At 39.9% G+C, this 14,737-nt stretch carries 8 protein-coding genes; 6 read left to right on the forward strand and 2 right to left on the reverse strand.

Translation table 11 applies throughout. The features are described 5' to 3' along the window. Positions 1 to 179: 179 nt before the first annotated feature. On the reverse strand, positions 180 to 2,480 hold the full coding sequence (locus CVD27_RS24765; protein ID WP_101651468.1) for an Ig-like domain-containing protein: 2,301 nt from the start codon (positions 2,478 to 2,480) through the stop codon (positions 180 to 182). Positions 2,481 to 2,518: 38 nt separating this feature from the next. After that, positions 2,519 to 3,826 (reverse strand): Ig-like domain-containing protein, encoded by a 1,308-nt coding sequence (locus CVD27_RS24770; protein WP_101651470.1) that lies wholly within the window; start codon positions 3,824 to 3,826, stop codon positions 2,519 to 2,521. A gap of 407 nt (positions 3,827 to 4,233) precedes the next feature. Here CVD27_RS24770 and CVD27_RS24775 point away from each other — a divergent pair, with 407 nt between their 5' ends. From CVD27_RS24775 to kdsA, 6 genes are all read left to right on the forward strand, one after another. Next, positions 4,234 to 6,381: a S8 family serine peptidase gene (locus tag CVD27_RS24775; RefSeq protein WP_101651472.1), complete on the forward strand. Its 2,148-nt coding sequence runs from the start codon at positions 4,234 to 4,236 to the stop codon at positions 6,379 to 6,381. A 175-nt stretch (positions 6,382 to 6,556) separates the two neighbouring features. Further along, on the forward strand, positions 6,557 to 9,859 hold the full coding sequence (locus tag CVD27_RS24780) for an outer membrane protein assembly factor BamB family protein (protein ID WP_180960435.1): 3,303 nt from the start codon (positions 6,557 to 6,559) through the stop codon (positions 9,857 to 9,859). Positions 9,860 to 10,026: 167 nt separating this feature from the next. Then, positions 10,027 to 11,331 carry a SpoIID/LytB domain-containing protein gene (locus tag CVD27_RS24785; RefSeq protein WP_101651476.1) on the forward strand — a complete coding sequence of 435 codons (1,305 nt, stop codon included), beginning with the start codon at positions 10,027 to 10,029 and terminating at the stop codon, positions 11,329 to 11,331. Positions 11,332 to 11,800: 469 nt separating this feature from the next. Continuing rightward, entirely contained in the window at positions 11,801 to 13,129 is a 1,329-nt protein-coding gene (locus CVD27_RS24790; RefSeq protein WP_101651478.1) for a capsular polysaccharide export protein, LipB/KpsS family, read from the forward strand. A 14-nt stretch (positions 13,130 to 13,143) separates the two neighbouring features. After that, positions 13,144 to 13,878 carry a 3-deoxy-manno-octulosonate cytidylyltransferase gene (gene kdsB, locus CVD27_RS24795; protein ID WP_101651480.1) on the forward strand — a complete coding sequence of 245 codons (735 nt, stop codon included), beginning with the start codon at positions 13,144 to 13,146 and terminating at the stop codon, positions 13,876 to 13,878. Then, positions 13,871 to 14,698, forward strand: coding sequence for a 3-deoxy-8-phosphooctulonate synthase (kdsA, locus tag CVD27_RS24800; RefSeq protein WP_101651482.1), 828 nt, complete (start codon positions 13,871 to 13,873; stop codon positions 14,696 to 14,698). The genes kdsB and kdsA overlap by 8 nt, the downstream gene beginning before the upstream one ends. The last annotated feature ends 39 nt before the right edge of the window (positions 14,699 to 14,737 follow it).

Here is a 14,737-nt window from a genome sequence, read left to right on the forward strand (position 1 = left end):
CTTTGAGAAGAAGGTCGTCAAAAGGGTCTATAGTCTACCCACCGGAAGCGCTTTTTGAGAAGAAGGTCGTCAATCCCCTTTTTCATTCAATCAACCTCTTCATTTTAAAGCTAGGCTATCCCAAGTTAATAAAAAAGTACCTATAGAAAGGATCACTCCCCTCTATAGGTACTAGCTTTTTAATATACCTTTACCAAAACCGGACGACTCTGATTACCCGCTTTATCCATCGCAGAAACATCAAGCGTGGAGCCTGCTGCCTGTGCTTTGATCGCTGCTTTATAGTTACCGTAACTGTCGGCAACCGCTTTTCCTACCAGCGCAGTCCCTTTATAAATATAAACCGTAGCTCCAACCTCCGCTTTCCCTGACACACTGGTGGACCAATATCTCACCGTGTTCACGCTAGGAGCAGCAGGCGGGGTCTTGTCAATCACGGTTACCGAAGTACTGCTTGTATTCCCTAACTTATCGCTGGCATAAATCATCACAACCGTTCCTGCCTTCAGCGTGAATGGCATTTTGATGACAAACGTTCCAGCAGTAGTAGCATAGGTTTGCCCTAACAACGTGCTTCCGGCTTTTACGACGACCTTTGCCCCAGCTTCCGTTTTTCCGATGACCACCGTTTGTTTCTCTTTAAGTGGAGTAGTAAGTACCGGTTTGACAGGAGCAGACTTATCTACTACCGTTACCGTCACAGAACTGCTCTTAAATCCAGCAGCATCCTGGGCATAAATGGTCAGTTTGGTTCCGGCTTTTTGAACCGGGATATTTACCGAAAAGGCTCCAGTACTAGCCGCAGCCGCTTTTCCTAACACGGTCGTTCCGGACATGACAAAGACCGTTGAACCAGCTTCGGCTTTACCAGTTACCGCTGTTTGAGTATCTCCAACCGGATTAACCGTTGGTGCAGCAGGAGGGAGGGTATCTTTAACAGTAATGGATACCGTATTGCTGCTGTTTCCTGCTGCATCCACAGCATAGACAGAAAGAACAGTACCGCCGGATTGTTTAGAGATAGGTACGCTAAAATTACCTGTACCATCAGCAACAGCCGTTCCGATTTGGGTGCTGCCTTTCTTTACAGTAACCGTTGCCGCAGCCGCCGTTTTCCCTGTAACAACAGTATTTTGATCACTAACAGGGTTAACCGTTAAGTCGATCGTATCACCTAAGACCGTATAAGTGATATTTGAATCCTTATCTGTAGGCGCTGTAAATGGTAAATTGGCTACTTTCACCAACGCACCGCCGCCGTGTAAATCGGTGCCTGAACCAGTGTAGATCTTCGGAGTCAGCGCGTTAAACGCAGGGTCACCTTTAAATCCATACAAACCAGTAGGTTGCTTTAACAATAAAGCTTCTCTAAAGGAAGTCATAAACTTTCCAAACGTCATCGAAGGGCCAATATATTTTTGAATCACTGCTTCGACCGCGCGGTAATCATTGTTTGGATTTTCAAGCACTTCCTTAAAGATTTTGTCGCCTTGACCGGTTTGCACTTTGAGATATTGAGCAAACAAATAGGATAACGAATAGTTTGCTAAGACATCACCATAATCATCCCAATACAATAACGAATGGCCTGCTGTAATCGAATCAGAGTAATTGTAATAGTCAATCCGATTAGTTAGTGCTGTGCCTGTATACATCTGTTCAGCTGCCATGGCCAATCCTTCATCTAACCACGTATCCATTTGCGAGGAGCTGCCTTCGATAAAGGCCGTACGGTTAAAGTTCACCATGTGTTGGAATTCATGGGCCAGCGTACTATAGGCCTCTGTCACATCTTTTGTCGAGCCTAATCCCATGGCTGGATACGTATCGATGTAGAAGACCTCCATTTGGTTGGAGTCCGGCTGAGCAAATAAATCGTAGGGCGAGAAATAGCCTGCCACATATCCGCCGCTTCCATTAAATCCATCCTGGATATCGTAGCAAAGAATATTGACTTTCCCATTTCCATCCACATCGGACTCAGGCCCGAAATTGGTATTAACGATCGGTTTAATTTTCGCATCAAACTCCTGGCCTAGTTTTTGAGCATCGGCAGCGGTAATTTGATCATTATAAACCCATACATTGGATTTCGTCCCGCTATAGAGCAATTCAGCGTTAATTTGATAATCGGTATTGGTTTCAATATTGGACACCCAAAAGGCTTTGGTGTCTCCGATGGCAAAGGATTTAAACATCATATTTTTGCGGACTTTACTATTTTTGTATTTTGCAACATTAACAGGTTTGACGTAATCCATTTTATAAGCACTATGCTTTAATTTTTTATTAAGAGTATAGTTCTTATTGTTAATGTTAAAAGAACCCGTGTAGCCTAATCCATCACCGTTGGTGGATTCGTTATTGATAATCACATAGCCCTGGCCTGCAGTTAGAGCATGAGCTTTTTCTACAGAGGAAACAGAGATGATCAGCAGGCTGCATAGGACGATACAAAATAACCGTTTAAATGTATTCATAAGAGCTCCTCTCAAATCTTTATAATCTATCATTTTCGTTAGTAAACGGTTGCCCAAGTAGAACTACTTTGATTTCCGCCCTTATCTATGACCAGCACTTCCAGCTTGATGCCCTGTTTTTGTGCCTTGATGGCCGCTTTATAGTTCCCGTAACTGTCACTTGTGGCCTGTCCGATTAAGGTCGATCCATAGAAAATATACACCCCTGTACCCGCTTCTGCTTTCCCTGTGATCGAAGTAGAGGTATAGGTTACCTTATTGACGGTTGGCGCGCCTGGAGGAGTGACATCGCTGACTGTTACAGCATTTCCTGCACTGCGGTTTCCGGACCTGTCAATTGCATAAAAAGTTAAGACGGTGCCTGCTTTCTTAACGGATGTGAGTTTAATCGTATAGTCACCTGTACTAGAAGCCGTGGTTTGTCCGATTAGTGTAGTGCCTTGTAAAACCTCTACCTTAGCGTAGCCTTCGGTTTTTCCGTTAATAATGGTTTGGTTATCGCTAAGCGAATAAACGGCAGGTTTGCCTGGCGGTGTTCGATCAAGCACCGTAACGGTCGTGCCGATACTTTGGTTGCCAACAGCATCTTTTGCATAAACGGTTAGTTGGGTACCGGCCTTTTGTGTAGGGGTTGCCACAGTAAAATAGCCATTTGAGTTGGCTTTATTCGTCCCAAGAGTAGTACTGCCATTTTTTACGATAATGGTTGAATAAGGTTCGGCTTTCCCGCTGACACCTGTATCATTGTTGTCAACCGAATAGACGGTTGGCTTGGCTGGAGGCGTTCTATCATAGAAGGGGTTTGATACTTTAAATTGGATGACATCTTGGTAGTACAAATCACTAGCATACTCTAAAACACCTATTCTTAAAAATATGTAGGGCTGGTCTTGGAAGAGGGATTTTGGTACATAAGAATTCATCACCCCGTAGGTAGAACCGTATGTATTGAAATTAGTTTCCCCTTGATACTGTAAGGTACCTGCGCTGTTTTTCAAGAATTCAACCGTAATATAGGGGTCTTTTGCGTAGGCATAGTCAGATTGATATAAAATTTGAACATTCATCTGGGTAGATGAATAATTGGAAACGGTCTGAAAGGTTAAGTCGTGATAGGTATAATAACTATCCAACAAATAACCGGCATATGAGTTGTTGCTTTTTAACGGGTAATCCCCTGGATTGACAGATAAGGATTTTCTTATCCCTGCACCAGGTAAACTGCTCGTCGTCATGTTGCTACTAAAGCTTTTTTGCACCGGAATAAGCTCCGCTGCGTGTGCACTGATTGGTACGGCAATCAAACAAAGGAAAACTAGACTTAATACAACCCTCAATTTCTTCAAAGACGATCCACTCCCCTTAATTCACACTTATAATAGTTGTTCTGTAATAAGAAAATTATAAACTATTATTTCAGAAAAAAGAATGAGTTATGGTAAAAATTTGTATTTTCATCAATCGAAAGCACTAAGAATTGTATAGCATTTTAGGAGTGAGTCTGTAAAATCATGTTGGAAAAGGTCAAAAATCAGTTGGTATTTTCTAAAGATGGTTAATAAAGGCCCGAAACCAGTCGATTTCAAGAGTTCCCATTGTAAGAAAAACCAAATCTATATGCGGATGGTGGAAGCAAAAGAACCGTCCCCATGCTTCAAAAATTCTTGTGAAAACTAGGAATATAGGACGAAGCACCCTAGTATATTAGACTCGTATGGTTTTTACATACTAGATTGCTGATGGGAGAGATGGTATGAGGAAGAAGTTGACGGCTTTATTGGTAAGTGCGGGGTTCTTTTTTGCTAGCATTCCTGCATTTGCTGCAGACAATCAATCGGATGGCGGGGCCAAAAATTTTAAAAAAGCTTCAGAGAAGGTCAATCCTGTGATGCAAATCCAGGAACGGAGTCCGCAAAGTAAAAAAATGGCCACTTATAAAAACGATGCGGGTAAAAAGCATAAAGAGGGAGAAGTCATCGTTAAGTATAAGAATGCCTATACAACCGAAAGTCTTGGAGCTCTAGCGGCAAAATTAAGTTTGAAGACAAAAAAGAACTTAGGGAATACGAATACAAAGCTTGTAAGCTTCAATCCGAAGATTCCTATTGAAAATGTATTGAGTGCGTTAAATGCCGCACCTCAAATAGAATATGCAGAGCCAAACTATCTCATTAAGCCAGACGCTGTTTCCGATCCACAGTACGGGCAATTATGGGGAATGAAGAATACGGGCCAGACCATTCAGGGGATAAAAGGGAAAGCGGGCATTGATATCGGTGCAGAAGGTGCTTGGGCGGTAACAAAGGGAAGCTCCAGTGTCATCATTGGTGTCATTGATACCGGAGTAGACATTAACCATCCGGATTTAAAAGCTCAAATCTGGAAAAACCCAGGTGAGATTGCAGGAGACGGCATTGACAATGATAAGAACGGTTATGTAGATGATGTTAATGGATGGGATTTCTATAATCAGGATAACACCGTATTTGATGCCGCCGACGGGGATGAACATGGTACACACGTCTCAGGGACGATTGCCGGAACAGCCAATACCATCGGTGTGATTGGTCTGGCACCTAATGTAAAAATCATGCCGCTCAAATTCCTCGGTCCGGATGGCGGATATACATCTGACGCGATCTTAGCGGTCAATTATGCCAAAGCTAAAGGGGTAAAAATCACCAACAACTCCTGGGGAGGAGGAGGCTTCAGCCAAGCCCTATACGATGCCATAAAAGGGTCTAACTCCCTGTTTTTAGCGGCTGCAGGGAATGATGGAACAAATAATGATTCATCCCCTCACTATCCATCAAACTATGACCTGCCAAATATCCTATCAGTAGCTGCTCTTGATAACACAGGAAATCTAGCGTATTTTTCCAACTACGGAGCCAAAACAGTGGATATTGCGGCGCCTGGCCAGGATATCCTAAGTACCGTTCCAGGGTGGTTTGGAGATTATACCTATGCTTACGATTATTTCAGTGGTACTTCCATGGCGACACCGCATGTTACTGGGGAAGCGGCATTGATCCTCAGCAAGTTCCCAACCTATACTTCTGCGGTCATCAAGGATACCATTCTGAAAAAATCAACCGCTCTTTCTTCGTTAACCGGGAAGGTATTAGCAGGCAGTATGGCAAGAGCAGACAAGGCGCTTGTTGTCATATCGGATGATGACATACCAGGCATAGCGTTTCCGGGCACGAGTGTGACCAATACGCTAAGCTCTACAACGGACTTGGATGATGTTTTCTCTATTAATCTAGTGAAGGGCCAAAAAATCACGGTAACCTTGTCCGGAGCAACTGGTACAGATTTCGACATCTACCTCTATGATAAGAGTGCGACAACGGTAAAAAGCAGTGCTGGCATTCTCGCTTATTCTGAAAAGGCCGCTACTTCAAGTGAGACCTTTACGTATACGGCCGTAGATGATGGCAAATATTATTTGGATGTTTCCGCTTATAAAGGGGCGGGCAGCTATACAGCAACCGTCAAAACAGACGCCATTGCGGGGGCTGGAACGTATGAAAATACGGCCAAACAAATTGGCTACACTTCTACATGGAGTACGCCATCCAATACGAGTGTATCAGGTGGATCGTATGCTTCTACTAACACGGCAGGAGCGAAGGCTCAATTTGTCTTCAACGGAACATCTGTATCGGTGACGGGGTTAAAGAATGCATACCAAGGCATTGTGAAGGTTACGTTGGACGGAGTGAGTACGCAGGTGAGCTTATATTCTGCTTCTACACTCTATAAGCAGACATATTACACCAAAACTGGTCTTGTGTCAGGCAAACACGTATTAACCATTGAATGGACTGGGAAATCTGCGACAGGCGTGAAAAAGACTGCAACCTGGGTGAATCTTGATACGATCGTTGTAAAATAATAAGCCTAATTGTTAGAACCTTACCGGTTTTATATACCGGTAAGGCTCTTTTTTAGGAACACTCTCCTATATGACTGGAAAAATGTCGACAATAATAGGGTCTATCTATCTATTTATCAATAATAAATTTATAATAAGTAGGAAAGAATATCCAATTTATAAAAGGGGAGAAAAAATGGAGAATAATCAAAGGAGTAGAAGAGAAAGATTTGATAGGCACCGGTTCTTTTCTATATTAACATGTGCAATACTATTAATTTTTATTTTTCAATTAATAGGTAATGCTCCTTTTGCCCATGCCGCAACCACAAAATTTACTCAAGGCACTGGTTATAGCAAGGGACTATATGACTCGTATGCGGACCAGCCCATAGCATTGAATTGGAATCGAAATTCGAGGTTCGCTGGAAGCACTGTTCCAGCACTAAAGTGGTCCTATAAAACAGCAGGTGAAATTACAGCCTCTCCGGTTACAGATAAAAATGGAACGGTATACATAGGTTCTAAGGATACTTACCTATATGCGTTCACACAGGACGGGAAACTAAAGTGGAAATATAAAACCGCAGATTCCATCTCGGCCTCTGCCGTTGTGGCATCGGATGGGACAATTTATGTCACATCAGGAATGACCCTTTATGCCGTTACTTCCTTAGGGAAGACCAAATGGACATACAAAATCGCTGCGGAATCCAATTCTTCTTTGTGGCTTAACTCACCCCCGGCCATTGGCCCGGACGGTACCATTTATGTGGGAGTATCAGGATTTTATAAAAATGGTGACACGACGATTGCAAAAGGAAGATTACTAGCCATTTCGAATCTAGGAAAATACAAATGGCAATTGAATACGGCCTCCATAGACAGTACGCCTGCGATTGGAAGCGATGGAACCATTTATATCACAGATGTGTATTACGCTTCTTCAGGTAACTATGTTACCCTTTCAGGAAATGTATATGCCGTAGCATCCACCGGAAAACAAAAATGGAAGTATACGATTGGTTCCTATACTCCGTCTTCTGTCTTAATCGGATCGGATGGGACGTTATATGTGGGTTCTGAAGACAATTATTTTTATGCCATAAATCCAACTACAGGGAAAGCCAAGTGGAAAGTGAAGCTGGATAATGACATTACCGCAACGGCAGCTCTAGATAAAACGGGAAATGCTTATATTGGCACTTCGGGCGGCCGGTTTTATGCCATCGATCCTACGGGGAAAATAAAGTGGGAATATAAAGCAAATGGCGGCATCCAATCTTCTGCGCTTGTGGATGCAGCAGGGGTCATTTATTTTGGAAGTGATGATAATTACCTACATGCCCTTGGTCCAGATGGGAAATTAAAATGGAAGGCAACAACATTAGGGAAAGTGGTTAGTTCTCCTGCCATTAATGAAAAGAGAGATATTATCGTAGGGTCAAGCGATGGAAAGCTCTATGTGTATAACCCTGCGGGTAAAGCAAAATATTCATTTAGTGGTACAGTTTTAAGTAAACAGACAAGAAAACCTCTTGCGGGTGCCACTATTTTTATAGCTGGTCAAAAAATAACAACTAGCAGCATGGGCACCTTCACGATAAAAGATATCCCTTCAAGTCAGTATGCCCTTACTATCAGTAGAAGAGGATACTACACGTATGTAAATGATTTTTACAATATTACTAGTAATCTAACTAATAGAGTCTTCTACCTTGAGACAGGAGGAGCGCTTACTCCTAGCCCAGCAAGCGGGGTGGCCCACACAACTGTTAAAGTAAGTGGCAAGGGCTTTCCCATTGATGAATCCGGGGAAATTTTTATTGATCTTAATTTGAATAAACTACGTGATGATAATGAGACATATGCTTGGGTCAAAACTAGTATAAATGGGGAAATTTCACCTGTCTCCTTAGTCGTTCCGGAACTCAAGGCAACAAAATATGAGATCATGTATACTTCTAAGAGTATAGCTGATGATCCGAATTCAGTTACCCCGGGCCTATTCACCCTTAATCCGTTAAAGGCCACGATTACCAGTAATATAGTGGTGGCGGAACCGCATGTTACCGCAAAACTAAGTGGTTCTGGCTACGCTCTTGGTGAGAGAGGGAAACTGTATTTTGACAAAAATAGAAATGGTAAATTCGAATGGGATGAACCGTACCAGTGGTTCCAAATGCCAAAAGGTACCTTTTCAAATATTTCCTTATTCATTCCAAATGTAACGCCTGGTATCTATCCGATAAGATATGAATCAGATTTAGGTACCTTAACGGTCAGTCCACTCATGTTTACTGTTAATAAGACCTCCGCTAAAATTACTTTAAATAAAACGAGTGGTACGGCACTTACCAAAGTAACCATCACGGGTAGTTCATTTGTAAGTGGAGAATCCGGAACAGTTTACTTTGATGCCAATAGAAATAAGAAACTGGACTATTCAACCGATCCATCCGTATACGTTCAAGCAGACAGCACGGGGAAATTTACAAGTTCACCTCTGACCGTGCCAGATGTTTCAATCGGCAGCTACTATATTTATTTCCAGCCATCGAATGATACCTTAAATGTTACACCAGCTCTATTTAATGTGACAGCGACGCAAGCGAAAATGACCATAACACCGATTCGCGGTGTTCCGTATACGAAAATCAATGTTTCAGGTAGTTTATTTCCAGCGGATGTAAGCGGATATGTCTATTTTGATGTTAATAAAAATGGAAACTTTGAATATACCGAGCCCAATTCTTATCTCACTACGAGCTCTCAAGGGGATTTTCAAAACGTTTCTATTACGGCACCATCTGCAACACCAGGAGTTTATCCCATTCGATTCTCGCCTAGCGGTGGTACACTAGCTGTCCCGAGTGTAACATTTACACTGGATAAGCCGACAGGTACCTTGGCATTGTCGGTAACGAAAGCACTCCCGCATGAGACGGTATCACTAAGCGGTAAGGGGTTCCTTCCTTATGAATCGGGCATGGTTTATTATGATATCAATAATAATGGGAAACGAGACTACGATGTTCCAGGAGAAATCGTACAGTACGTGACGGCGAATAGTACAGGAGAATTTAATCTTCTAGATTTAGGCGTACCTGATGTCCAAACCGCAGCAACCTATAAAATACGGTATGAATCGAATTTTGGACCGTTAGATATTCCGCCTGCATCACTGTGGATTTCAAAAACTCCGGCGAAGATAACGGCAGCAGCTAGTGTTTCTAGAACCGGGACCTTAACCGTTAGTGGAACTCAATTCCCGATAAATGAATCTGGTTATGTCTATATTGATTTAAACAATAATGAAACAAGAGACTACTGGCCAAATGAACCCCAAGGGTATGTTAGTACGGATAGTACCGGAAAGATCCAAGTAAATCTTAGTATTCCAGCTGATACTCCAGTAGGAACGTATAAAATTAGATTTGACTCATACTCCAGTCTCGGGGAGTTATCCGTGCCGCCAATTTCTGTAACGATTAATTAAGAACTTAAAGGAAACAGCCACCACATTCAGGTGGCTGTTTTTAGTGTCCAATTATTTGACAGTGCCATTCGAGGAAATCTATAATTCTACATCCTTATCAGTATGGTAAAATATATAAATTAGGGGAGTGGTAGGAAAATAATGTAGAAAATTGAAAGGGGAATTGGATGAAGAAGCTGTTAGTGATTGCTATAATTGCTTTTATGTTTTTAGGATTTATGCCAAATCAGGGCGCAGCTGTGGGGAAAGAGCCCCAGTTGCAAGTAAAGCTAGTTAATTATTTAGCTAACAAAACTAGTATCCCTCTAAAGGTAACAGGAACTTACTACCTAAATGGGACAACCTATCGTTTAAATCCAGCTAAGACTTATACGTTAAAGGTAGTAACCCAAAAAGACAAATATGGGAGAATAAAGCCATACATAAGCTTATATGATGGTTCAACAAGACTTTCCATCAGAGATAACATAACCATCAAATCAAGTAATCGAAAAGATACGGCAAAATTAAATAACCACTCCTACTTAGGGAATTTTACTTTTACTGTGGACAATGGCCGATATGTAAGTGTGACCAATGCCATTCTTCTAGAAGATTACGTAAAGTGTGTCGTTCCAGCTGAAATGTATCCTTCTTGGAATCGAGAAGCGCTGAAAGCACAGGCCGTAGCGGCAAGAACCTATGCCTATAATCGTTTAAACAAAGTAATTAATGATACAACTACGTATCAATACTACGTCGGAACCGCTAGATTGTATACTAATACGACCGCAGCAACTCAAGAAACAGCCGGTCAAATTCTCACTTATAATGGAAAAGTCATTGATACCTTATTTTACGCATCCGATGGCGGGATGACAGAGAGCAATTATAATGAGTTCGGAAGCCCTCCACTCCCTTACTATCCGATTCAAAGAGATACATATGATACAAAAATAAGGTGGAGCCCTGTTATACATAAACAACAAATCAATACCACTCGTTTAGATCTCCGGAATCCCGGAAATTGGTGGGATAGAACATTTGAAGCAGATCAAACCGTCACTAAAAATATCAAGGTTTGGTTATCCCAGAATGGGTATCGTAATAAACAAATAAAGATTGTCGCCATCCCTAAATTAGCTTTTTACGACAAAACGAAAAGCGGCCGGGTAATCAGAGGCGACATTCAGCTTCAGTTTTATGTAAAGGATAAAAAGGATTCCACTGGGAAGCTTCAGTTGCAGACGATCAGCTATTCTCGTGTGATTGCCGATAAAGTGCGAAACATACTTGGAAGAAATGTCATTCCAAGTACGTTAATATCTAAAATGACTCAAACCAGTTCTGCTTATACTATTACAGGATCAGGCAGCGGTCATGGGGTGGGGATGAGCCAACACGGTGCCAATAACCGTGCGAATGCAGGGTTTAAATACAAGAATATCATGGCCTTTTATTATCCACGTACAGTTGTTTCTAAGGTATATTGATTTAATCGCCTTTAATTAAATTCTAGTAGTCATTAAAAAAATATCCTTATCTTCTTAAAGATGAGGATATTTTGTCGTATAATTAGATGAATTAGGTAAGAAAGTAGTAAATTCGGTTGAAATTTTGTATAAAAATGTCGAATTTTGTTGTAAAAAAAGATATTTTGTCATATTATCTTTCGGCAAAATTCTTCCCTATATGATAAAATAAATGAAGCGTTTTTCCTAAATTTTACGATATTTGTCAATTGAATATTAGAAAAATAGGTCTTTTGGTTTAATTGGTAATTGATTGTAAAATCACTGGAAGTCTTTTAATTATTTTCGTAAAGTTATATTATTGTATATGTGTTTGACATTAAATTACAAACTAATTGCTTTTTACTTGTCCCTTAAAGCCATTTATGCTCTAATATATTGGGATTTTGTAAAAATAAATAACGGCAACTTTTAAATAAGGGGAAAAAGAATGGCGAATTATTTGTTTTTAAGAGGCAACAGAAATAAAAAATTTTTTACTAATGTTGCTAAAGAATTGAATAAATTAGGCCATCAAAGTTATTTAATAAAATTTGAGTTAGGAGACCTTTTACTTAAGAGCGGAGAAATACAATCCGTTTTTGCTCCGTTTAAGGTCAATAAAAATGAATATGCAATCTCCAATGAAGCATTATTGGGAATGGAAATCTATAATGTCACATATACAGAAAGAATCCTTCATAAGAAGGTTTCCTCAAAGACCTTAAGTATATACAAAAGGTATATGTACTTCATTGATCAATATATAGATGAAAACAAAATTGATGTTATTTGTTTATTTAATGGATACCATTGGATAGATCAAATAACGAAGTATCTAGCTGATAAGAAGGGCTTAAGAGTCGTTTATTTTGAAGATGGACTTTTTCGTCCATATACCGTTACATGCGATCCTACTGGGATAAATGCTGCATCCTCCATAAGCCGTGATCCTCATTTTTATGAAGCAGTTAACTTTGATCAGAACAGGTTGAACAGCTTCCTATATAAACCAGAACATCCCTTGTTTTTAAAGAGTAAAAAGGAAAATCTGTTTAAGGTTGCTTTAGTAAAGTCCCTTTCCATGTTTGGTGCGCTTATTGGGCTGCATCCAAATTATTATGTCCATATCAACTTATGGCAGGCGATTAAGTACTTTATATTTAAAATCATGTTTTCACGGCGGAAAAATGATGTATTTACCTTGCCGGAAGAATACGTATTTGTTCCTTTTCAGGTATCAAGGGATACACAGATCTTTTATAACTCGCCAAGAATTAAGAATATGGAAGAGTTTTTAGATTATGTATACCAAGCAGTTGTAAGGTTTAATAAAGAAAATAATCGCAATCTAAAGCTCATTGTTAAGGAACATCCTGAAGATATGTCTAGAAATAACTATAAAGATCTTAAGAATAGATATAAGGAAATTAATGACGTTCTATTCGTAGAGAAATGTAATATGAAAAAGGTCATTGAAAATGCTGAAGCCGTGATTACCATTAATTCTACGGTTGGTATTGAAGCCTTAACAAAAAATCAACGGGTCCTTACATTAGGAGAAGCCCTTTATAATATCGAAGGGGTTGTCCATGCAGTAAAAAACCCAAATAAACTGCATGAGGATTTAAAAATGGCTTTATCTACTCCAATTAACACAGAAAGAATAAAAAAATTCATCTACTATTTAAGATTCTCTTATCAAGTGGAAGGGACCATTAGCATCCCTAATGAACAAACGGCAAAAAATGTAGCCCAAAGACTTAATCAATTAATTTAGATGAGGTGTTCTATATGAAAGCAATTGGTGTCATTCCAGCGCGTTATGGGTCAACAAGATTTCCAGGCAAGCCATTAGCCTTAATACACAATAAACCAATGATTCAACATGTGTATGAGCAAGTGAGTAAGAGTAAGGAATTAGATTTAGTAGTTGTCGCTACGGATCATGAATTAATCAAAGCAGCAGTTGAATCTTTTGGCGGCAAGGCTGTTCTAACTAGTGCAGACCATGAAACAGGTTCAGACCGTATTGCTGAAGTAGCGTCTAAAATTGAGGGAGATTTTTACGTGAATATCCAAGGGGACGAGCCTTTAATCAAGGCGGAATTAATTGATTCCCTCGTACAAGCAGCAAAAGAATCACCTGAGTCTGTTGTCACAGCAAAAACAGAGATTCATAGTGAAGAAGATATTGATAATCCTAATGTAGTAAAGGTAGTAACGAATCAATCAGGAAGTGCCCTTTACTTTTCACGCTCAGCTATCCCATTTAATCGTGCTAAAAAAGAGCATACTTATTATAAGCATTTAGGGATTTATTTATACCCAAAAGAGATACTAAAAGAATTCGTTAATCTGCCTCAATCATCTTTAGAGGAAGTTGAAATGTTAGAACAGCTTCGTTTATTAGAAAATGGGTTTGATATAAAGGTTGTAGAGACAAATTATGAAGTAGTGGGTGTGGATACACCTGAAGATATTCAAAAAGTTGAAGAAATCCTAGGAGGTTTAAAACAATATGTCTAACGTAATTACTCTTAATGAAAACATTAAATTTGGTGGGAACAATCCATTTGTATTAATCGCAGGTCCATGTATGCTCGAAAGTGAACAACTAGTAATGGAAACAGCAGAGAAAATCAAAGAAGTGACAACAAAATTAAATGTTCCGTTTGTATTCAAAGGCTCTTTTGATAAAGCAAACCGTTCATCTATCTATTCTCACAGAGGACCAGGGATTGAAAAAGGATTAGAGCTTTTAGCAAAAGTGAAAGAAACTTTTGATTTACCGGTTACTTCTGATATTCACGAATCTTATCAAGCAGAACTTGCTGGACAAGTATTAGATATCATCCAAATCCCAGCATTTCTATGCCGTCAAACGGATCTATTAGTTGCATCTGGTAAAACAAACAAGATCGTCAATGTGAAAAAAGGACAATTCTTAGCTCCATGGGATATGAAGAATGTGGTGACAAAATTACAAGAAACAGGTAATGATCAAATTCTTTTAACTGAAAGAGGAACAACATTCGGTTATAACAACCTTGTTGTTGATATGCGTTCCCTTATCACAATGCGTGAAATGGGTGTTCCTGTGGTATTTGATGCTACTCACAGTGTTCAAATTCCAGGTGGAAATGGTACTACAACTGGCGGTAAGCGTGAATTTGTTCCATATTTATCAAGAGCAGCAGCGGCAGTAGGTATTGATTCCATCTTCATGGAAGTACACCCTGATCCAGATAATGCCCTATCAGATGGCCCAAACATGGTGAAGCTTGATAACTTAGAAGAAGTATTAAAGCCAATCATTGAAATTGATCGTTTAGTTAAACAATTATAAAAATATAAAAAAACATAAAAATTAAAAAAGGGGAGAAGT

Origin of the sequence: Neobacillus cucumis (assembly GCF_002860255.1) — a bacterium.
Taxonomy (GTDB): Bacteria; Bacillota; Bacilli; order Bacillales; family Cytobacillaceae; genus Neobacillus; species Neobacillus cucumis_A.